Annotated in this window: 18 protein-coding genes; 11 read left to right on the top strand and 7 right to left on the bottom strand. The window is 61.2% G+C overall.

Annotated features, from left to right (window positions below; genetic code table 11):
- Positions 1 to 24: 24 nt before the first annotated feature.
- A complete protein-coding gene (locus tag PO860_RS06095) occupies positions 25 to 453 on the bottom strand; it encodes a CoA-binding protein (RefSeq protein WP_183606509.1) in 429 nt (142 codons plus the stop codon).
- A 135-nt stretch (positions 454 to 588) separates the two neighbouring features.
- Between PO860_RS06095 and PO860_RS06090 the strand changes: the two genes are divergently transcribed.
- Both PO860_RS06090 and PO860_RS06085 read left to right on the top strand, forming a co-directional pair.
- Positions 589 to 912, top strand: coding sequence for a hypothetical protein (locus PO860_RS06090; protein WP_273884028.1), 324 nt, complete (start codon positions 589 to 591; stop codon positions 910 to 912).
- A gap of 477 nt (positions 913 to 1,389) precedes the next feature.
- Positions 1,390 to 2,226, top strand: coding sequence for an EamA family transporter (locus PO860_RS06085; RefSeq protein ID WP_273880659.1), 837 nt, complete (start codon positions 1,390 to 1,392; stop codon positions 2,224 to 2,226).
- A gap of 1 nt (position 2,227) precedes the next feature.
- Here PO860_RS06085 and PO860_RS06080 read toward each other — a convergent pair whose 3' ends face one another.
- Together PO860_RS06080 and PO860_RS06075 are read right to left on the bottom strand one after the other, a co-directional pair.
- Positions 2,228 to 3,052, bottom strand: coding sequence for an enoyl-CoA hydratase (locus PO860_RS06080; protein ID WP_183606507.1), 825 nt, complete (start codon positions 3,050 to 3,052; stop codon positions 2,228 to 2,230).
- A gap of 97 nt (positions 3,053 to 3,149) precedes the next feature.
- Positions 3,150 to 3,380 (bottom strand): DUF1127 domain-containing protein, encoded by a 231-nt coding sequence (locus PO860_RS06075; RefSeq protein ID WP_183606506.1) that lies wholly within the window; start codon positions 3,378 to 3,380, stop codon positions 3,150 to 3,152.
- Positions 3,381 to 3,426: 46 nt separating this feature from the next.
- Between PO860_RS06075 and PO860_RS06070 the strand changes: the two genes are divergently transcribed.
- The 3 genes from PO860_RS06070 (at position 3,427) to rpsI (ending at position 5,602) form a co-directional block, all read left to right on the top strand.
- Positions 3,427 to 4,353 (top strand): LysR family transcriptional regulator, encoded by a 927-nt coding sequence (locus PO860_RS06070; RefSeq protein ID WP_411195999.1) that lies wholly within the window; start codon positions 3,427 to 3,429, stop codon positions 4,351 to 4,353.
- A gap of 314 nt (positions 4,354 to 4,667) precedes the next feature.
- A complete protein-coding gene (rplM, locus tag PO860_RS06065) occupies positions 4,668 to 5,132 on the top strand; it encodes a 50S ribosomal protein L13 (protein WP_010069368.1) in 465 nt (154 codons plus the stop codon).
- Positions 5,133 to 5,134: 2 nt separating this feature from the next.
- Positions 5,135 to 5,602: a 30S ribosomal protein S9 gene (rpsI, locus tag PO860_RS06060; protein ID WP_003573972.1), complete on the top strand. Its 468-nt coding sequence runs from the start codon at positions 5,135 to 5,137 to the stop codon at positions 5,600 to 5,602.
- A 337-nt stretch (positions 5,603 to 5,939) separates the two neighbouring features.
- On the opposite strand, the gene PO860_RS06055 is transcribed toward rpsI, so the two are convergent.
- Positions 5,940 to 7,916, bottom strand: a complete 1,977-nt coding sequence (locus PO860_RS06055; protein WP_273880657.1) for an acyltransferase family protein — start codon at positions 7,914 to 7,916, stop codon at positions 5,940 to 5,942.
- A gap of 383 nt (positions 7,917 to 8,299) precedes the next feature.
- Here PO860_RS06055 and cml point away from each other — a divergent pair, with 383 nt between their 5' ends.
- The 4 genes from cml to PO860_RS06035 all read left to right on the top strand — a co-directional run bounded on the left by cml (position 8,300) and on the right by PO860_RS06035 (position 12,638).
- Positions 8,300 to 9,484, top strand: coding sequence for a CmlA/FloR family chloramphenicol efflux MFS transporter (cml, locus tag PO860_RS06050; RefSeq protein ID WP_183606503.1), 1,185 nt, complete (start codon positions 8,300 to 8,302; stop codon positions 9,482 to 9,484).
- Between the two features lie 226 nt (positions 9,485 to 9,710).
- On the top strand, positions 9,711 to 10,673 hold the full coding sequence (gene speB, locus PO860_RS06045) for an agmatinase (protein WP_273884029.1): 963 nt from the start codon (positions 9,711 to 9,713) through the stop codon (positions 10,671 to 10,673).
- Positions 10,674 to 10,734: 61 nt separating this feature from the next.
- Positions 10,735 to 11,667 carry an N-acetyl-gamma-glutamyl-phosphate reductase gene (gene argC, locus PO860_RS06040; protein ID WP_273884030.1) on the top strand — a complete coding sequence of 311 codons (933 nt, stop codon included), beginning with the start codon at positions 10,735 to 10,737 and terminating at the stop codon, positions 11,665 to 11,667.
- 179 nt (positions 11,668 to 11,846) lie between these two features.
- The gene (locus tag PO860_RS06035) at positions 11,847 to 12,638 is read left to right on the top strand and encodes a sulfite exporter TauE/SafE family protein (protein ID WP_273884031.1); all 792 of its coding nucleotides are present in this window, start codon (positions 11,847 to 11,849) and stop codon (positions 12,636 to 12,638) included.
- Here PO860_RS06035 and PO860_RS06030 read toward each other — a convergent pair.
- Together PO860_RS06030 and PO860_RS06025 are read right to left on the bottom strand one after the other, a co-directional pair.
- Positions 12,635 to 13,807: an endonuclease/exonuclease/phosphatase family protein gene (locus tag PO860_RS06030; RefSeq protein WP_183606499.1), complete on the bottom strand. Its 1,173-nt coding sequence runs from the start codon at positions 13,805 to 13,807 to the stop codon at positions 12,635 to 12,637. The genes PO860_RS06035 and PO860_RS06030 overlap by 4 nt on opposite strands.
- A gap of 140 nt (positions 13,808 to 13,947) precedes the next feature.
- Positions 13,948 to 15,051, bottom strand: coding sequence for a COX15/CtaA family protein (locus PO860_RS06025; protein ID WP_183606498.1), 1,104 nt, complete (start codon positions 15,049 to 15,051; stop codon positions 13,948 to 13,950).
- Between the two features lie 115 nt (positions 15,052 to 15,166).
- Here PO860_RS06025 and PO860_RS06020 point away from each other — a divergent pair, with 115 nt between their 5' ends.
- On the top strand, positions 15,167 to 15,376 hold the full coding sequence (locus tag PO860_RS06020; RefSeq protein WP_097617622.1) for a DUF2842 domain-containing protein: 210 nt from the start codon (positions 15,167 to 15,169) through the stop codon (positions 15,374 to 15,376).
- Positions 15,377 to 15,600: 224 nt separating this feature from the next.
- Entirely contained in the window at positions 15,601 to 16,842 is a 1,242-nt protein-coding gene (locus tag PO860_RS06015) for a GNAT family N-acetyltransferase (RefSeq protein ID WP_183606497.1), read from the top strand.
- Positions 16,843 to 16,867: 25 nt separating this feature from the next.
- On the opposite strand, the gene PO860_RS06010 is transcribed toward PO860_RS06015, so the two are convergent.
- Entirely contained in the window at positions 16,868 to 19,036 is a 2,169-nt protein-coding gene (locus PO860_RS06010; protein WP_275038224.1) for a GumC family protein, read from the bottom strand.
- Between the last annotated feature and the right edge of the window lie 145 nt (positions 19,037 to 19,181).

Here is a 19,181-nt window from a genome sequence, read left to right as displayed (position 1 = left end):
CGGACCGCAACTCAGGTCATGAGATCAGGCAATGAGACGGGGGTACTCGATCGCCGGGCAGCGGTTCATCACCACCTTGATGCCGGCGGCCTCGGCCTTTGCGGCAGCCGCGTCGTCCCGGACGCCAAGCTGGGCCCAGATGATCTGCGGCAACGTCCTCAGCGCCAGTGCCTCCTCGACCACCCCATCCAGATATTCGGCGGCGCGAAACACGTCGACCATGTCGATCGGCACGGGAACGTCGGCGAGCCGGGCATAAACGGTGCGGCCCTGGATCTGTTTGCCCGCCTGCCCCGGATTGACGGGAATGACCTCGTAGCCGCGCGACAGCAGATAACCCATGACGCCGTTGCTCGGGCGCGCCGGATTGGGCGAAGCGCCGGTCAGCGCGATGGTCTTTACGGAATGCAGGATTCCGGCGAGATAGTCATCCGTATAGGCGTCGTGGTTCATGGTCGCTTCTCCATTCCCGAAAGCCATCCGGCACGGCCCGCAGTTTTTTTGCGTTTCCGTGAAACCGGCTGCGTGGCTTTTCCGTATATATGATTGGCCCGTATATAGGATTGGATGCCCTCTGAGGATGATTCGATGAAAAAAATCGCTCTTGCCCTCACGCTTGTGCTCGCCGCATCGCCGGCGCCGGCGATTTCGCGCTACAATCCACTCACCATGAGCTGCGCCAGCGTGCGCGCCGCCATCCACAATCAGGGCGCCGTCATCTTCCGTTACCAGTCGCCGCGTGGCTTGCCGCTTTACGATCGCTATGTCCGCAACAGCAATTATTGTGATGCGACCGATTATGCGGAGTGGACACATATCCCCTCGAAAGACAATCCCCGCTGCCCGGTGCTGAACTGCCAAAGCATCGACAACCTTGACGGGATGCTTTTCGTTCCGCATCATCAACTCTGATGGTTTCGCCATTCCTGACGGCCTGCAGGAACCATACGTCTTTCGCGGTTGCGAAAGGCTCGGGTTCAATCCCGCAGTGCGATTTCCCAGAGATTACACAATCAGAAGCTTTAAATTTCCAGTATGTCAAAGTTATAGAATATTATCTATATTTCAGCAGCATAGAATGTTCGTCCGCCTAGCGCCAGAAGGCATTTTCACTTTTTGTTCGCGATAATACCTCTGTCCGTTCCTGCGTCCATTAGAAACATCTCATAGTTGAAACGATCGTGTGGATTGAACGCATGTCGAGCGCACGTAGAAATTGCTCCAATACACCGCGATTGTTTCCATACTGAAAGAATGCTATTCGACATATGAACGCGTGCGCGACCGCCGCCGTGTATTTTCGTGCAAATCTCAGTTGTCTTTTCAGGAATTTGAAACGCCGAAGGCGAGGCGTTTTCCGCCTCCCTGATCTTTTTCGGATTCACTCCCTTGCCACTCGACGTCATCCTGCTCGTTCTCTTCGGCGCACTGCTGCATGCGACATGGAACGCCATCGTCAAGGCCGGCAGCGATAAGTCCCTCGATGCGGCGCTGATCTCGGCCGGCGGCGCGGTTTCAGCGCTGCCGTTCCTGGCGTTCCTGCCGTTGCCGCACAGCGCGGCCTGGCCGTTCATCGGCATCTCGGCCATCCTGCAGTTCGCCTATTTCCAACTGGTGGCCGCGGCCTACCGGGCCGGCGATATCGGCCTCGTCTATCCGCTGATGCGCGGCTGCGCGCCGCTGCTGATCGCCGCGACAAGCGGCTTCATCCTGAAAGAAAATCTTTCCGCCGGCGCTCTCGCGGGGACGATGACGATCTGCGCCGGCGTCCTGACACTCGCGCTGGAGGCGCGGCGCGGCAGCAGCCGCGCCGTCCTGCTTTCGCTTGCCAATGCCTGCGTCATCGCCAGCTACACCTATGTCGACGGCATCGGCGCACGTATCTCCGGCAATGCGGTTTCCTACACTTTGTGGATGTCGCTGCTGCCGCCGGTGCTGCTGTTTTCCTGGGCGGCCTCCCAGCGCGGCGCATTCGCCGTGGCGCGTCACGTCCGTCGCAACTGGTGGCGCGGCCTCATCGGCGGCGCCGGCTCGATCGCTTCCTACGGGCTGGCGCTTTGGGCGATGACAAAAGCCCCAGTCGCGACCGTCGCGGCCCTGCGCGAAACCGCGATCCTCTTTGCGCTGGTGATCTCGATCACCGTCTTCAAGGAAAAAGCCAGCATCTGGCGCTACGTCGCCGGCGTCGTTATCGCGATCGGCGGGCTGGTTCTGAAACTGGCGTGACTCATTCGCCTTTCCATGCCGGCTTGCGCTTGCCGAGAAAGGCGCCGATGCCTTCCTGCGCATCCTGCGTCAGCATGTTGTCGACCATCACTTTGGCGGCATAATCATAGGCCGCCTCGACCGGCAGTTCGAGCTGGCGATTGAAGGCCTCCTTGCCGATCTTCAGGATCAGCGGCGACTTGCTGGCTATCACCGCCGCATATTTAAAAACCACCTGCGCCAGATACTGCTTCGGTACGATGCGGTTGACGAGGCCGAAATCCTTGGCGGTCGAGGCATCGATCGTCTCGCCGGTCAGCAGCATTTCCATCGCCTGCTTGCGATGCGCGGCACGGGAGACGGCCACCATCGGCGTCGAACAGAACAGGCCGATATTGACGCCCGGCGTGCAGAATGTCGAAGTGTCGGTGCAGATCGCCAGATCGCAGGAGGCGACGAGCTGGCAGCCGGCCGCGGTTGCCAGACCGTCGATCTCGGCGATGACGGGCTTCGGCAGATGCGCAATCTTCAGCATCAGATCGGCACAGAGCCGGAAGGCTCTCTCGAAGAAAGCAGCTCCCTGATCTTCATCGGCGCGATGGGCGGTGAGCTCCTTCAGATCATGGCCGGCGGAAAAGACATTGCCGATCGAGGCGATGACGACGACGCGCACACCCGCATCCGATCCGGCCTTCTCAAGCTCGGCCATCAGCGCTTCGAGAAGCGCGATCGAAAGCGCATTGGCAGGCGGGTCGTTGAGCACCAGGCGCAGCACGCCGTCACGCAGCGAGCGGAGCAGCAATCCATTCGCCCTGTCTGTGTCCGGGAAGGATACGATTTCGGCCATGATGCTGCTCCCTGCGCTCGCTCGATTTCAAGCAAACGTTTTGCCACAAGGCGCTGGCAATTTCGAGCAGGATCCGCTCTTTCCGCGGCGGCGGCAGTCAGGACCAGAACCAGGATTTCGATATCTCGGCCTTCGCCTCGGCACGGGTCAGGCCGACATCGCAGAGCTCGTCGTCGGTGAGTTCGCAAAGCGTGCGGCGGCTGCGGCGCTTTTCCAGGCGATGCTCGATGGCCGCCAGCAGCCGCAGGCCCCAGCGCGCCGCCCGGCGAATTTTCGATCGAACGATATCGCGAGACGTCTCAAGGGTTTCGCTCATTTCCATGGCCATCTCTTCTACCTTTCTTCAACACGCGAAGGATGGGCTGGAAATTCTCATGAAGGAAGCTTATGGATATTATAATCTCCATAAGAAAATCTTTTGTATGGCGCTGAACCTCGATCAACTCGCAACCTTCGTCAACGTCGCCGATCTCGGAAGCTTTACGGCCGCCGCCGACAGGGAAGGACTGACGCAACCGGCCGTCAGCCTGCAGGTCAAGGGGCTCGAGCAGCGGCTCGGCGTCCGGCTGATCGAGCGTGTCGGGCGGCGAGCGCAGCCGACCGCCGCAGGTCTCGACCTGCTCGCGCATGCAAGGCGACTGCTGCAGGAATCGGCGGCGGCGGAAGAAGCGATGATGCCCTACAGGGATGGCGCCAGCGGCCGCGTGCGCATCGGCAGCGGCGGCACGGCGTCGATCCACCTGCTTCCTCGTGCCATTGCCGCCGCCAGAAAATCCATGCCCGGCCTCGAAATCACCGTGCGCATCGGCGATGCCGACGACGTGCTGCGTGATCTGGAGGCCAACAGCCTCGACATCGCCGTCGTTGCCCTGCCGGCCTCGGGGCGCAACTTCGAGATCGAACCGTTCTACGAGGAGGAGTTGCTGGCCGTTGCTCCCGCTGGCAGCCTGATCCCCGACGGCGGACCGGACGCCGCCTTCATGCGTGACAGGACATTGCTGCTTTATGAGGGCGGCAATACGAGGCGGGCAATCGATGCATGGCTGACCGCACCGGACACCGGTACCCGGCCGGCGATGGAGTTCGGCAGCATCGAGGCGATCAAGGAACTGGTGGCCGTCGGCCTCGGCTGGTCGATCCTGCCGGGGCTGGCGCTGAAGCGCGACCGCGCCGGCCTGGTGACGACGTCATCGCTGCAGCCTAAGCTCACGCGCCGCCTGGGCATGGTTCTGCGCCGCGACAAACATCTGACACGCGGCCTTCGCGAAATGATGACATGCCTGCGCGCGTTCAAAGATTAGCCGCCGCTTTCGACCGTGGCGTGCTCTTTCAAACCCTGCAGGGGGCGAGAAAAGCGTCAGGCACGGCAGATCTTCAGCCGACAAATGTGTGGTAACATAATACCGTACACCTAACCAATTGTTTTCACTTACGTATTTTTCCAACCCTCGGGAAAGTCGATATTGACCCAATGTCACATTCCCTCTATACACCGCCCCAGAACGCAGCCTGTCCGGGCTGCTTTCTTTTTGGCATGCCGCAAGCCTGTCAATCCAAGCAACAAGAAACGCCCTTCAAGCCCTCGGGCCAAGGGTCCCAAAAGAGAGTATTCACTATGGCAACCTTCTCCCAGAAGCCTGCAGAGGTGGAGAAGAAGTGGGTGATCATCGACGCCGAAGGGCTGGTCGTTGGCCGTCTCGCTTCCATCATCGCTATGCGCCTGCGCGGCAAGCACAAGGCAACCTTCACGCCCCACGTTGACGACGGCGACAACGTCATCGTCATCAATGCCGACAAGGTGGTTTTCACCGGCAAGAAGTATTCCGACAAGGTCTACTACTGGCACACCGGTTTTGCCGGCGGCATCAAGGAACGCACCGCGCGCCAGATCATCGAAGGCCGCTTCCCGGAGCGCGTCCTCGAAAAGGCCGTCGAACGCATGGTTCCGCGCGGCCCGCTCGGCCGTCGCCAGATGAAGAACCTGCGCGTTTACGCCGGCTCCAACCATCCCCATGAAGCCCAGCAGCCGGTCGCCCTCGACGTTGCCGCGCTCAACAAAAAGAATGTAAGGAGCGCCTGATCATGGCTGACCTCTCCTCCCTGAAGGATCTCGGCACGGTTTCCGAAGCAGCCGCTCCGGCTCACGTCCGCAAGGTCGATTCGCTCGGCCGCTCCTATGCGACCGGCAAGCGCAAGAACGCTGTCGCCCGCGTCTGGGTCAAGCCGGGCTCCGGCAAGATCATCGTCAACGGCAAGGAATTCGCGGAATATTTCGCTCGTCCGGTGCTGCAGATGATCCTGCGCCAGCCGATCGTTGCGGCTGCCCGTGACGGCCAGTTCGACATCATCGCAACCGTTGCCGGCGGCGGCTTGTCCGGCCAGGCCGGTGCAGTTCGCCATGGCCTGTCCAAGGCGCTCACCTACTTCGAACCGGGCCTTCGCTCGGTGCTGAAGAAGGGCGGCTTCCTGACCCGCGACAGCCGCGTCGTCGAACGCAAGAAGTACGGCAAGGCGAAGGCCCGCCGCTCGTTCCAGTTCTCCAAGCGTTAATCGCTTCGGACAGACAGAATTACGAAGGCCGGGGCAACCCGGCCTTTTTTGTTTTGCAATCGGCTTTCGATAAAAGGGACAAAACCATTGCAGCGCTGCGCGTCCTTCAAGACGCACAAAGGACACTCCTTGAGAGGTGCAGCAGCCTGCGGGCTTAGGGAATTCCGGGAAACGGGCTTAAAGCAAGCTGCCCCCGGACAGAATGTCGGCCGAAACCACCCCACCCCTTTTTATATCAAGCCTCAAACATGTCGCACAAACGTATGCAGCGGTTCTGCGGTAGCGGCATGCGTGAAACAAAAGGCGGAAGAAGCAAGCCTGAAGATTGCGACGCGCTTTAGAATTGGTCGGAAGAGAGGGCCGCCACGCCATTCCCCGCCGTCATGTCGTCTCGCTTCAGAGCAACCAGAATTTCGTCGGCGACGGCATCTGCCCCCGTCGGGGTGAAATGCACCTTGTCGAAAATCAAAGCCTTGCCTCCCCGCGCCAGATCGCATCGCCCCGCCTCTATCCCGCAGAAGATCTTGGCCGGATCGACGCGCAGGACATGCTTGTCTTTCGGATCGTCGAGATAGGCGTAGGACGGCAGTGATTGCTGGAGAAATTCATCCTGAGGGATGGTGATGGTCGGCGCCGGCATGCCCTTGTGCATCAGCTTGGCGACCTTGGCTGCGATCTCCGTGTCACCGCGCGGATGAGGATAGACGATAACGACGCGGATGCCGGCCGCTGTCAGCTCGGCGACGGTTTTGTCGAAGGCTTCCCTTAACCTCTGCCTTGCGTCGGACTTCGCGACTTCCTCGCCCTTGAACACGTATCGCGATTGCTCGAAAAAGATCTTCCAGGAGGCGGCGAGAACGACAGTTTTCACCTTGCTCTTGACGAGATAATCTATCGCCGCGGTGTTGAAGGCGCCACATTCACGCGCCTGGAGCGGGACCATCGAAACGTCGGCGACCGGCGCACAAAAACTGTGCGTGATCTGCTCCAGGCCGATATTCATGCCATCCAGACGCCTGGCAAGTGCCGGCGTCAGCGCCGATGCCAGGGAATCTCCAAGGATTGCATATATCTGCGCGTGACTGCCGTTGAATATGCAGTTCTTGATCGGCATCCCATCCCAGCCCGAGCCGCTTTCGACAAGGCACGTCTTGCTCCATTCGCTGTCCGCGATAAAATCCTTGATCGGCTCTGGCAGGCGCCAGGGGATGCCCCTGGTATCGTGGCCATAAAGCCCGAACGCTATGAATGCGGCAAGCATCGCCGATGCCGATAGGGTCAGGCCGCGACGGGACGGCAGCAATCGGTGCTGGCTCCTGCGGAACGGCTGCTCGACGAAACGCCACGAGAGATAACCGAGCACAAGAGAAAAGCAGGCAAGAGCACCCATCTCGGTGATCGGAGGCGGATCAATGCTGCGAATGCGCGCAAAGGCAAAGATCGGCTGATGCCACAGATAGGCGCTGTAGCTGATCTTCCCAACGGTAATGAAGGCGCGGGTCGAAAGCAGTGCCGCCACCCAGGTTCCCTGTCGCGCAAAGAGCAGCACGAGCATCGCGCCCACCACCGGAACCACGGCCAGCGTGGATGGAATGGGCGAGGTTTCATCGAAATAGAAGACGGAGAAGGCGATCATGCCGAAGCCAAGGAGCGACAACGGATCGCTGCCGCGCTTTTTTCCCTTCGACTCTATGAAACTGCAGATCGACCCGGCCAGAAATTCCCAGGCTCGCGAGGGCAGGAAATAGAAATTGGCCGAGGGAAAGACGCGGGACGCCCACTCGCTGTAGGCAAGGCTGGCAAACGCGATCGCAACCAGGGTTGCCAAGAGCCAGTTCGGCTTACGCTTCCACATGAAGATCACGAGCAGCGGAAAGAACATGTAATATTGCTCTTCGACGGCGAGGCTCCAGATGTGGAGCAGCGGCACCTCTCCGGCCTCCGGCGCGAAATAGCCGCTCTTGAACCAGAACAGGAAATTTGCGCCGGAGAGGCTGGTGGCAATCAGGCTGTCGGAGAAGTCACGAAACTCCTCCGGCATGACCCAGAGCCAAGCGAAGGGCAAGCAGCACAAGATGACAAGAAACAGGGCCGGCAGGAGACGGCGGGCGCGGCGCTCGTAGAATGCCACTAGCGAGAAAGTACCTTTGCGCATCTCCTCAAGGATGATCGAGGTTATTAGAAAGCCGCTGATCACGAAGAAAACATCGACCCCGATGAAGCCGCCGGTGAAGAGACTGAAGCCCGCATGAAACAGAATTACGGGCACCACCGCGGCCGCCCGCAAGCCATCAATCTCTCTGCGGTAAATCACTGTAAATATTTCCTAAAATATAATGCTCTTGCCGACCATAAGGGCGAATCTGCAACCCGGCCTTGCATAGGTAATCATGCAATTTTCTGCAAGCGTGGATTTTAAAAAGAATTCAACTAAACCCCAGCTTTATTCATATCGTCGGGCCGCGAGCAGGATAGCCCTCCTGTTGCCGCGCCTCGGCTACGCTGCTAGACAAGACGCAAAGCGCTTCGGCAATAAGCGAAGCTGCAGTCGGGGTCGCATGATGGGAACAACCAAGTCCGCAGACAAATAGGCCGCAACAACTCTGCCCTGTTGTTGCGGCGTCTGTCCGGCCAATTCCGATATTGATGAAAAGACAGATCGCCGCCGAATGAACTCATTTGAGCGGATGCTTTCTCATGTCTTATATCAAAATCCAGCGCTGGACCTATTCCGTGCCAGCAGCCTTGGCGCTGATGGCGCCTTTCGACATCCTGACCTCCCTGGCCATGGATATTTATCTGCCGATTGTGCCTGTTATGCCTGCTGCGCTCGGCACCTCGCCGGCCGTCATTCAACTGACCCTCAGCCTCTACATGCTCGTGCTCGGTGTCGGCCAGATCGTCTTCGGCCCGATTTCCGATATTGTTGGACGACGGCCCGTGCTGCTCGCAGGCGCGGCGGCCTTTGCCGCTTCATCCCTGCTGCTTGCCGGCACCTCGTCGGCGCCGCTCTTCGTGAGCTTGAGATTGCTGCAGGCAGTCGGTGCGTCGGCGGCCTTGGTAGCAACTTTCGCAACGGTGCGCGACGTCTACGCCGGGCGTCCCGAAAGCAGCACGATCTATAGCCTTCTCGGCTCCATCCTCTCTTTCGTGCCTGCACTGGGTCCGATTGCCGGAGCCTTGATCGCCGATCGCTTCGGCTGGCGCGCCATCTTCCTCGTCATCGGCCTGCTTTCGGTTGCCGCCCTTTTCAATGCCGGTTTGCGGTGGCATGAGACCCGCCCCGCCGCCACCGCGAAGATTGCTCTTCGCCCGATCCTCACAAGCTTTCCCTTCTGGGTTTATACATCAGGCTTCAGTACCGCGATGGGCGCCTTCTTCGTCTTCTTCTCGACGGCACCCCGTATCCTGATCGACAAAGCCGGCTTTTCCGGCATCGCCTTCAGCGTCGCCTTTGCCACGGTGGCGCTGGTGATGATCGTGACGGCGCCATTCGCCAAACGCTTTGTCATGCGATGGGGCATTGCAGGCAGCCTTGCGAGAGGCATGGCGATGCTGCTTCTCGGCGCCGTGCTGCTTGCTTTTGGAGAGGTGTTTCTGCAGCCTTCCCTTGTCAGCTTCGTCGTGCCGATGTGGATCATCGCGATCGGCATCGTCCTTGCGACGGCGGTCACCGCCAACGGCGCGCTTGAGGCCTTTGGCGACACGGCAGGAACGGCGGTCGCGTTGTATTTCTGTGTCGAAAGCATCATCGTCGGCTTTGCCGGAACCGTCTTCGTGCTTCTGCTCGGCGGCGACAGCGCCTGGCCGCTTGTGGGCTATATCTGTGTAACCGCGCTGACGACACTCGCGGGATTGTGGTGCCTGCGAGAGCCGGTCTGAGGCAGACGGGAAAAGGACGGCCGCTCGGTGACAATGAGCGGCCGTCATCCGAACGATTGCTTGAAATCTGCCTGCACCTCGCCTACCCCTTTCTGCGCGCGCAGGGGATCGGCCAATCCTTCGCGTGAGACCCGCCGCCCGACGCTCCGGTGTCGAACGGCGTCATGCAATGCAGCGTCCGCATCGAACGCGACTGTGGTTCTGCGACCGAAAAAAGGAGCATGACTTGGCGAACAGATCGATTGACCACGCCTTCACCGCCACCAGCCTCACCTCCGCCGCCGGCGATCCGACCTTTGCCGGAGCGCTGTCCTTCATGCGCCGCCGCTTCACCAAGGAGCTTGCCGGCGTCGACGTTGCCGTCTGGGGTATTCCCTTCGATGCCGCGACCTCGAACAGGCCAGGCACGCGCTTTGGACCGCAAGCGATCCGGCGCGCCTCGGCAATCTTCGACAATGATCCGCAATATCCGTTCAACCGCGATCTCTTCGCCGAAATGGCGGTGATCGACTACGGCGACTGCCTGCTCGACTATGGCAATCATCAGGATACGCCCGCGGCCATCGAACGCCAGGCGAACACAATCCTCGGCAGCGGCGCCTTCCTGCTGACGCTCGGCGGCGATCACTACGTCACCTGGCCGCTGCTGAAAGCCCATTCGGCAAAACATGGGCCGCTTGCGCTCGTGCAGTTCGACGCGCACCAGGACACCTGGTTCGACGAAGACCGGCGCATCGACCACGGCTCCTTCGTGGCACGGGCCGTCCGCGAGGGCATCATCGATCCCGACCGCTCGATCCAGATCGGCATCCGCACCCATGCGCCCGAGGATTGCGGCGTCAATATCCTCTACGGTCATCAGGTCGAGGAGATGAGCGCCAGCGACATCGCCTCGGCGATCATCTCCCACACGCGCGGGGCGCCGGCCTATCTCACCTTCGATATCGATTGCCTCGATCCGGCCTTTGCGCCGGGCACCGGCACGCCGGTTGCCGGCGGGCCGTCGAGCGCCAAGATCCTCTCGGTGCTGCAGCGTCTGCACCAGCTCGATATCCGCGGCGCCGACGTCGTCGAGGTATCGCCGCCCTACGATCATGCCGATATCACCGCCATTGCGGGGGCAACGGTGGCGATGTATATGCTGGGGCTTCATGCCGAGCGACGCGCCATCGCCGTGTCACAAGGCTGACTTATCATCGCTCAAACTGAATCCGGAAACCTTCAGAACCCATTGAAAGCGCAGGTTTAACATGGCACCGAAAATCTTCATCGACGGCGAACACGGCACGACGGGTCTGCAGATCCGCACGCGCATGGCCGGCCGCCGCGATGTCGAGCTTCTGTCCATTCCCGAAGCCGAGCGGCGCAACGCCGCCCTGCGCGAGGACATGCTGAACAGCGCCGACATTGCCATTCTCTGCCTGCCCGACGACGCGTCGAAGGAAGCGGTTCAGATGGTTTCGGCCAACAACAATGTGCGCGTCATCGACACCTCGACCGCCTTCCGCGTCAATCCCGGCTGGGCCTATGGCTTTGCCGAAATGGACGGCGCCCAGGCCGACAGGATCAAGGCCGCCCGTTTCGTCGCCAATCCCGGCTGCTATCCGACGGGCGCGATCGGCCTCATCCGGCCGCTGCGCGCCGCCGGCATTCTGCCGGACGGTTACCCCATCACGGTCAACGCGGTCTCCGGTTATACCGGCGGCGGCAAGCAGATGATCGCGCAGATGGAAAATCCGGACCACCCGGATGCGATCACCGCGCCGCATTTCCTCTACGGCCTGTCGCTGACCCACAAACACGTGCCCGAGATGACCGTGCACGGCCTACTCGATCGCGCGCCGATCTTCTCGCCGTCGGTCGGCAAGTTCGCGCAAGGCATGATCGTGCAGGTGCCGCTGCACCTCGACGATCTCGCCGAGGGCACGACGATGGAGAGCATCCACGCCGCCCTCGTCGCCCATTATGCCGGCCAGGACATCGTCAATGTCGTGCCGCTGGCCGAAAGCAAGGCCCTGCCCCGTGTCAACGCTGTCGAGCTCGAAGGCAAGGACACGATGAAGCTGTTCGTCTTCGGCACCCCGGGCGCTTCGCAGGTGAACCTCGTGGCGCTGCTCGACAATCTCGGCAAGGGCGCATCGGGCGCCGCCGTCCAGAACATGGACCTGATGCTCGCCTCGTAAGGCGGGAGCGGCGGCATCGACGTGATGCCGCTCAAGCTTCGTGTCGATCTCATCATCATGATCTCGCGGCCGCCTGCCTCGGCGGCCGCTACTCGCTTTCGGCTCGATCGTCGGCAACGATTGGGCTATGAGAGCAGACCTTCCTCGCCTGCCGTTCCCGAATCACGGAGTCTGATGTCATGACGCTCGATGCGCTGGTCGATGGCGTGCACGCATGGTTTACCGCCGCCCTGCCCGACCATGGCATCTATGCGCTGATGGGTTTTGCCTTCATCGCCGGGCTTGCCCGCGGCTTTTCGGGCTTCGGCGCCGCGCTGATCTTCGTTCCGCTGGGCGGCGCGATCGTCGGGCCGAAGTTGATCTCGCCGATTCTGATCGTCATCGACGGCATTGCCTCACTCGGGATGATCCCGCCGGCCTGGCGCGGTGCCAACCGGCGCGAGGTCTTCGTCATGGCGGCGGGTGCCGCCCTCGGCATACCGGCCGGCACGGCGATGCTGGCGTTGCTCGACCCGCTGCCCTTGCGTTGGAGTATCACGATCATCGCGATCAGTTTGCTCGCGCTCCTCGTATCTGGATGGCGCTACCAAGGCGAGCCATCCGCGCCGCTAACGAGCGGCATCGGCTTGATCGCCGGGTTGTTCAGCGGTGCCGCGCAACTCGGCGGCCCGCCCGTCGTCGCCTATTGGCTCGGCGGCAAGAGCGACTTCACCCGCGTGCGGGCGAATGTCGTTCTCTATTTCTCGATCTCGACCGTCTTAAGCGTCATCAGCTACTATGTCGGCGGACTATTCGTACCTGCCGTCTTCGCACTCACCGTCGTCACCCTGCCGAGCTATGCGGTCGGGCTCTACGGCGGTTCGAAACTGTTCGGGCTCGCCGAGGAACGGACCTTCCGCATCGCCTGCTATGTCCTGATCGCCGCCGCCGCGATCATCGGTATGCCGCTGCTCGATGGGGTGCTGCGTTAGACCGGCTTCGGTCCGGGCGGCTCGCCGGCTGCAATCCTCTGAAGATAGCTCTCGGTGAAATCGGTATCGATCTCCAACCATAGCGGGGCATGATCCGACATCTGCCAAGTCCGCCATTTCTCGTAGAGCGCCTCAGGCGTCTTTGCCTTGAATTTCGGATCTGCTTCCGGATCGCTCTTCGGCAGGAATCCCGCATAGAGGGCCCTGTCCTCATCGGTGGAGCGGAAGACGTCGGCATAAAGATCGATCAGTCCGCCGGTCACCACCTTGAAGCGCTTGTCCTTCACGCGCACGGCGATCTGGTCGTAGAAATGGTCGCCCAGCTTTCGCACCTTCTTGCCGTCGATCTCGGCCGGAACCATGAAGCCGTGGCTCTTCAGGGCCTTCATCGTCTCATGTTCGGGGCTGACGACGTTGAAATCGCCAAGCAGGATATAGTTTTCAACGGCGCCGCTGACGTCGAGTTCCTGGCTGCTGGCTTCATCCTGCCGGTCGGCGAAAAATTCGACGAGCTGCTTGATCTCCCCGATTCGCCGTTTCAACTGCTCGCCCGAATCCGCACCGTAGTAGATATGCACCGTACAGAGGCTAAAACGGAACCAACCGGACTGGAATGCCACGAGAAACGGGCTGCGGGCGAATTGCTGCTCCATCTCGACCGTCTTCGGCTCGACATCGGGCTGGCCTTTCGGCGCCTTCACCTTCTTGCTGGAAACAACGAGATGACCTCCCGGCAGCACGACTTCGCCGGCTATCTTGCGGAACCAGACCTTTTCAGTGTTGTAGACGAAGGCCATGCGCTCGGAATTGCCGCCAGAACCGGCCGTCGTATCTGTTGCGATATAGTCCCATTCCCGGCCGAGGATTTTCATCACCTTTTCCAGGGCCGAAAGGTCGCGGTTGACTTCCTGGATCGCCACCAGATCGAAGCAGGCGATCATCTCGGCGATATAATAAAAGGTCTCCGGAAGGCGTGGACCGAAGCCAAATTTATTGGAATCGAAATCGCGAATGTTCCAGGTCGCCAGCAGCAGCGAGCTCTCTTTCTTCTGGGTGCGCAATGGCATCAGCGTCTTGCGAATGTTGAGAAGGCGTTGCGCGCAGCGCTCGATCGTTCCCTCCGGTTGCCCCTGCAATGCCCTGCGCATTCCGGCATAATTATTAGACATCGCCCCCTCCGCGCTGTAGCTGTTCGCCGAACTTAACGCGGTTGCATATATCGGTGCAACATTACACGTTTAAGTCAGCAAACTGCCCGTTGGTGATGAACGACTTTCATCCGTGCGCGCCGCCACCTGGAGGCCCAGCTTCAATCGCGCTCGGCGATCATCGTTCCGTGCGGGTATTCGCCGTAAAAGCCGCGCCAGTTGGCGACAGCGAAACCGAAAACAACAAGCGCCCCGGCCTGATGCAGCAGGCCCCAGTGCAGCGGCACCTGCATCAGCAGCGTGGCGATGCCGATCGCCGCCTGCAGCGTCACCAGCGCGAAGAGCAGCACGGCGCGGCGTGCATGGGTCGTCGATGGCGCGGCGCGAAGCGCAATCACCATATTGACGAGCGTCAACGCGAAGAGCGTATAGGCGCCGAAACGGTGGATGAACTGCACCGTCTTGGGGTTCTCGAAGACATTGATCCAGAACGGCTGCTGGATCATCAGATCGGAGGGGATGACGGCGCCATCCATCAGCGGCCAGGTATTGTAGGAAAAACCGGCGTCGAGCCCCGCCACCAGGGCGCCGAGATAGATCTGGAACAGCGCGAAAATGGCGATCGCGGCGGCAAAGCCGCGCGAGCTGCGTGACGGCACCCGATCGTTGGAATGTGGCGAGAGACCACGCATGATCCACATGCAGCCGGCAAAGATCAGGCAGGCCATGACGAGATGCGTCGCCAACCGGTACTGGCTGACGTCGGTGCGAACCGACAGCCCCGAGGACACCATCCACCAGCCGATAAAGCCCTGCAGGCCGCCGAGCGCCAGGATGCCGACCAGCGGCCAGCGCAGGCGCTTTTCGATCCGCCCCGTCAGCCAGAAATAGAGGAGCGGCAGCGCAAAGATCACGCCGATGCCGCGGGCAATCAGCCGATGCGCCCATTCCCACCAGAAGATGCCCTTGAACTCGTCGACGGTCATGGAGCTGTTCAATTGCTGAAATTCGGGAATACGCTGGTAGAGGCGGAATTCCTCCTCCCATTCGGCAGCCGAGAGCGGCGGGATGACGCCGTGAATCGGCTTCCATTCTGTGATCGACAGGCCGGAATTGGTCAGCCGCGTGGCGCCACCGACGAGCACGAGACAGAAGAGCGCCAAAAGCACGAAACCCAGCCAGAAGCGCAAGGCGCGGCGGTCGCGGTTCTGCTTGCGCATTTCGCTCAGGATCGCCTGTTCCGTGGTCGGGTTTGCGACGGCCATGATGTCTCCTTCTGTCCGGCAGTTGATTTGCCCCACCGGCTCATGCAAAACAAGCCCCGAACCTTTGCGGCATGCCGTCGCGCCGGTTCGTCCCGTCCCCGCCGAGAGATAACCGATGCCCATCCGCCTCCGCAAATTCATCGGCACGATCCTCATCATCGTGCTCGTGCTGGTCTATGCGCTGGTGGCGAATACGATTGCGGTGGCAACGCTCGGCAACGCGCCCTGGTGGGGGCACCTGCTCTATTTCCTGCTCACCGGCCTGCTCTGGGTCCTACCGGCAATGGTGATCATCAAATGGATGGCCGGACCGCGGCAGCGCTAAAGCGCGTCGCGATCTTTCAGATTCGCTTGTCGCGCTTTAGGTCTTTGTTTTTACGCATGTCGTTGTCGCAAAACCGCTGCACACTTTTGCGCGACATGCTTTAGGGCCATTAACGGCCGAATAACCGTGATCGGCGGAAAACCTCGCCCAGCGCCTGCGAGTAAACCAAATATACGTTCGGCATACCTACCTTCCCGATCAGCATTGTTGACCGGAGAGAAGCCGTGCAGACGCAAAAGTTCGATGCCCATGAACAGCCGTCCGAGGGCGTGGCGCCGGCCGATACGGTCATTTCGCGCCTGCGCCAGCTGAGCATGAAACTCGCCATGGCTGAAATCGACATCGAAGTCTTCGACACGATGCAGCCGCTGGAGGAGGAGTGGCGGGCGCTGGAGCACGACAATCTCCAGTCGCTGCATCAGAGTTACGACTGGTGCGCCGCCTGGGTGAACGCATTCCAGCGGCCGCTTGCAATCCTCAAAGGCACCTATAGCGGCCAGGCCGCGTTCATTCTGCCGGTCGAGATCGTCAAGTCCCGCGGGCTCACTGTTGCAAAATTCATCGCCGCCGATCACAGCAACATCAATACCGGCCTGTTCTCGGAAGGCTTTGCTGAAACCGGCGGGACCATCGATCCTCACGACTTCGCCGACCGGCTGCAGCGAGCGCTGAAAGGCCGTGCCGATCTGCTGCTGCTGCAGAACATTCCGCTGGAATGGCGCGGGCGGCAGAGCCCGCTTGCGGGGCTGCCGATGGTGCGGAACCAGAACCATGCCTACCAGCTGCCGTTCCTCTCCACTTTCGAGGAGACGCTGAAGCAGCTCAACGCCAAGAACCGGCGCAAGAAATTCCGCGTTCAGTCGAAACGTCTCGAGGCGGCCGGCGGCTTCGAATACGTTACCCCCGAGACATCGGAAGAACAGCACCGTCTGCTCGATATGTTCTTCCGCCTGAAGAGCGTCCGCTTCGCCAGCCTCGGCCTGCCCGACGTCTTCGCCGACAAGGAAACGCGGGCTTTCCTGCACGGCCTCATCGACAAGCAGGATGACGGCAGGCGGTATTTCGGGCTGCAGATGCATGTACTGCGGCTTAAGGGCGGGCAGGAAGAGCGGATCGCCGCCATTTCAGGGATTTCGCGCAAGGGCGACCACATCATCTGCCAGTTCGGCGCGATCGACGAAGAACTCGTGCCGGATACCAGCCCCGGCGAATTCCTCTATTGGCAGACCATCTCGGGACTGCATGGCAAGGGTATCGCGCTGTTCGATTTCGGCCTCGGCGACCAGACCTACAAGCGTTCCTGGGCGCCTGTGGAGACCGCGCATTACGACGTGGTGCTGCCGGTCTCGCCGTTCGGCGTCGCCGCCGGTGCGGCGCACCGGATCGTCACCCGCGGCAAGGCGCATATCAAGGCGCGCCCTAAGCTCTACAAATTCGCCCAGAGCATCCGGGCACGGATCGGCTAGCCATTCAGGCGAATGGGCCGACGGTTCAGGCCGCCCGGCCGAACTCCTGCTCGGCCCCGTCACCGCCCGACATCAGCACGACGCGCTCGTAACCCGCAGCCTGGAATTCCGTCATCAGGGCAACGAAGATGCTCTCCTCGACCTCCGGCAGCGAGAGGATGATCTCGACGTCGCGGCTGCGCGTCAGCCGCGAGACGCCGGCGACATCGGCCGAACCGCATTCGACTACCACGAGGTCATAGGCGGCGGCGAGCGCATCGAGCAGCAGCGACAGCCGGTCGACGCCGCGCATGGCGCGGCGAACGTCACTCCGGCCTTGGGGAATGAGATGAGCATCGGATAGGCGGTCGCCGTGGATGGTGTCGCCGAAGGCGGCCTCGCCGCACAGCAGATCGGTGACGCCAAGAGCGGCATTGTCCTCGGCCATCAGTTCCGTGGGGTAGCCGGACCCGGTCATATCGATCAGGATGACGCGGCGGCCGGCATCGGCGAGCATGCGGGTCAGCAAGACCGTCGCCGCCGAGCCATTGTCACCGGTCGGAGATATCGCAATGGCCAGCGGCGCGCGGCTGCCGGTGAGATAGTCCGCAACGGAGGCGACGGAGAATTCGTTGTCGTCCTGCGGCGCCTCCTCGGCTGCCTTCACGTCCTCGATCGCCTCCTCTTCCGCCGCGACACCGGCGAGCATGCTCGGCTGGACGGGCTTTCTGGCGGCAGCGGCGATCGGCGCGGCCTGCGGCACATGCTTCTCCTCGACGGCTGCCTCCGGTTCGATTGCTTCAGGGGATGCATCCACGGGGCGGAGCGCCCGACCGCTGAAAAGTTCGGCCAGCATGGTGATGATGGCGCTCATGATCAGCGTCGCGACGGCAGCGACGACGACGATCGGCACCACCTTCGGGAAATAGGGATCGACCGGCTCGATGGCCTTGGAAACGATCCGGGCATCCGCCGGGCTCGAATTGCTGTCGGCGCGGGAAGCGGCCTCGCGGTAGCGCACCAGATAGGTTTCGAGCAGCTGGCGCTGGGCGGTGGCCTCGCGCTCCAGCGCATTGAGACCGACCTCGTCTTCACCGGCGCGGGCGCTGTTGGCCTGCACCGTGTCCGACTGGCGCTCGAGCTCGCTTGCTCTTAAATCGGCGACCTTGGACTCGTTTTCGATGCTCGCCAGGATCTTCTGCGTCTCCTGGCGGATCTGGCTCCGGATATCGGAAAGCTGGGCGCGCAGGCTTTTCAGCCTGGGATGACTGTTGAGAAGGCTGGTCTGCAGATCTGATATTTGCGACTGCAGGCCGGATTCCGTCGCCTTCAGCCGCTGGATCGCCTGGGAGGACATGATGTCAGGCAGCGTGTCGGAGGCCTCGCCTGAAGACAGCGCATTGCGCACAGCCTGCGCCCTCGCCTCGGCATTGGCCTTGTCGCCGCGCACGCGGGTCAACTCGGCGGAAATATCGTTCAGCTGCAGCGCCGGAAAGGTGGTCGTGCCGTTCGTCTGCAGCAGCCCGTGCAAGGTGCGGTATTCGGCGACCTTCTTTTCGGCCTCGCTGACCTTGCGACGCAGGCCCTCGATCTCCGGCTCCAGCCAACGCGTCGCTTCGGAATTGGAATCGAGCTTGGCGCCGCTCTGGGTCGAAAGATAGACATTCGCCATGGCGTTCGGAATGGCGGCGGCGAGCTTGGGGTCCTTCGAGGTGAAACTGATGCCGATGACGCGCGAACCCGGCACCTGGTAAACCTGCAGGCGTTCGACGAAGGCGTCGATCACCCGCTCTTCCGGCGGGTTCTCCAGCGGGTTTTTCTTCAGGTGCAGCTTCACCAGGATACTGCTCATCGCCGAGCCGTTGGCGGCGTCGTCGAATTCCGGCAGGTTATAAAGCTTCAGGTCGTTGATGACCTTCTTGAGGAGATCGGCCGATTGCAGCAGCTGCACCTGGCTGGCGATGTTCAGTTCATCCATCAGCGGACCGGCGCTGGCGTCATTGACCTGCTGTGTGCTGGCAAAGGCCGGCGCGCGAGGTTCGATGAGAATGCGTGTTTCGCTGCGGTATTGCGGCGACATGATTTTGGCACCGGCAAAGGCGACGCCCGCCCCCACAAGGGTAATCGCCAAAATCCTGAGCCGGCGCGCCCAGACGGCGCGGACCAACTGGCCGAGGTCGATGTCCACATCCTGATCACGCGCTACGCCGGACATGCTCTTACTCCACAACAAAGGTGCCGCAAGCGTAAACGACCATGGTAACTCAACGGTTAATGGCAATCCTGCCGGGTCATGACCAACAGCCGGTGAAGGAACGCGGGAAATTGCAAGCGGCCTTTACCGGGCATTAACCCTAACG

Source organism: Rhizobium binxianense (assembly GCF_028994275.1).
Classification (GTDB): domain Bacteria; phylum Pseudomonadota; class Alphaproteobacteria; order Rhizobiales; family Rhizobiaceae; genus Rhizobium; species Rhizobium binxianense.
Note: the sequence above shows the minus strand (reverse complement) of the source record. Positions and strands in the feature narration are given on the sequence as shown.

Coding starts and splice junctions, on each gene's coding strand:
- PO860_RS06090 (WP_273884028.1), top strand. CDS start 589: ATGAAAAAAATCGCTCTTGCCCTCACGCTTGTGCTCGCCGCATCGCCG.
- PO860_RS06010 (WP_275038224.1), bottom strand. CDS start 19,036: ATGTCCGGCGTAGCGCGTGATCAGGATGTGGACATCGACCTCGGCCAG.
- PO860_RS06030 (WP_183606499.1), bottom strand. CDS start 13,807: ATGTCTAATAATTATGCCGGAATGCGCAGGGCATTGCAGGGGCAACCG.
- PO860_RS06095 (WP_183606509.1), bottom strand. CDS start 453: ATGAACCACGACGCCTATACGGATGACTATCTCGCCGGAATCCTGCAT.
- PO860_RS06025 (WP_183606498.1), bottom strand. CDS start 15,051: ATGGCCGTCGCAAACCCGACCACGGAACAGGCGATCCTGAGCGAAATG.
- rplM (WP_010069368.1), top strand. CDS start 4,668: ATGGCAACCTTCTCCCAGAAGCCTGCAGAGGTGGAGAAGAAGTGGGTG.
- PO860_RS06075 (WP_183606506.1), bottom strand. CDS start 3,380: ATGGCCATGGAAATGAGCGAAACCCTTGAGACGTCTCGCGATATCGTT.
- PO860_RS06070 (WP_411195999.1), top strand. CDS start 3,427: ATGAAGGAAGCTTATGGATATTATAATCTCCATAAGAAAATCTTTTGT.
- argC (WP_273884030.1), top strand. CDS start 10,735: ATGGCACCGAAAATCTTCATCGACGGCGAACACGGCACGACGGGTCTG.
- PO860_RS06080 (WP_183606507.1), bottom strand. CDS start 3,052: ATGGCCGAAATCGTATCCTTCCCGGACACAGACAGGGCGAATGGATTG.
- rpsI (WP_003573972.1), top strand. CDS start 5,135: ATGGCTGACCTCTCCTCCCTGAAGGATCTCGGCACGGTTTCCGAAGCA.
- cml (WP_183606503.1), top strand. CDS start 8,300: ATGTCTTATATCAAAATCCAGCGCTGGACCTATTCCGTGCCAGCAGCC.
- PO860_RS06020 (WP_097617622.1), top strand. CDS start 15,167: ATGCCCATCCGCCTCCGCAAATTCATCGGCACGATCCTCATCATCGTG.
- PO860_RS06035 (WP_273884031.1), top strand. CDS start 11,847: ATGACGCTCGATGCGCTGGTCGATGGCGTGCACGCATGGTTTACCGCC.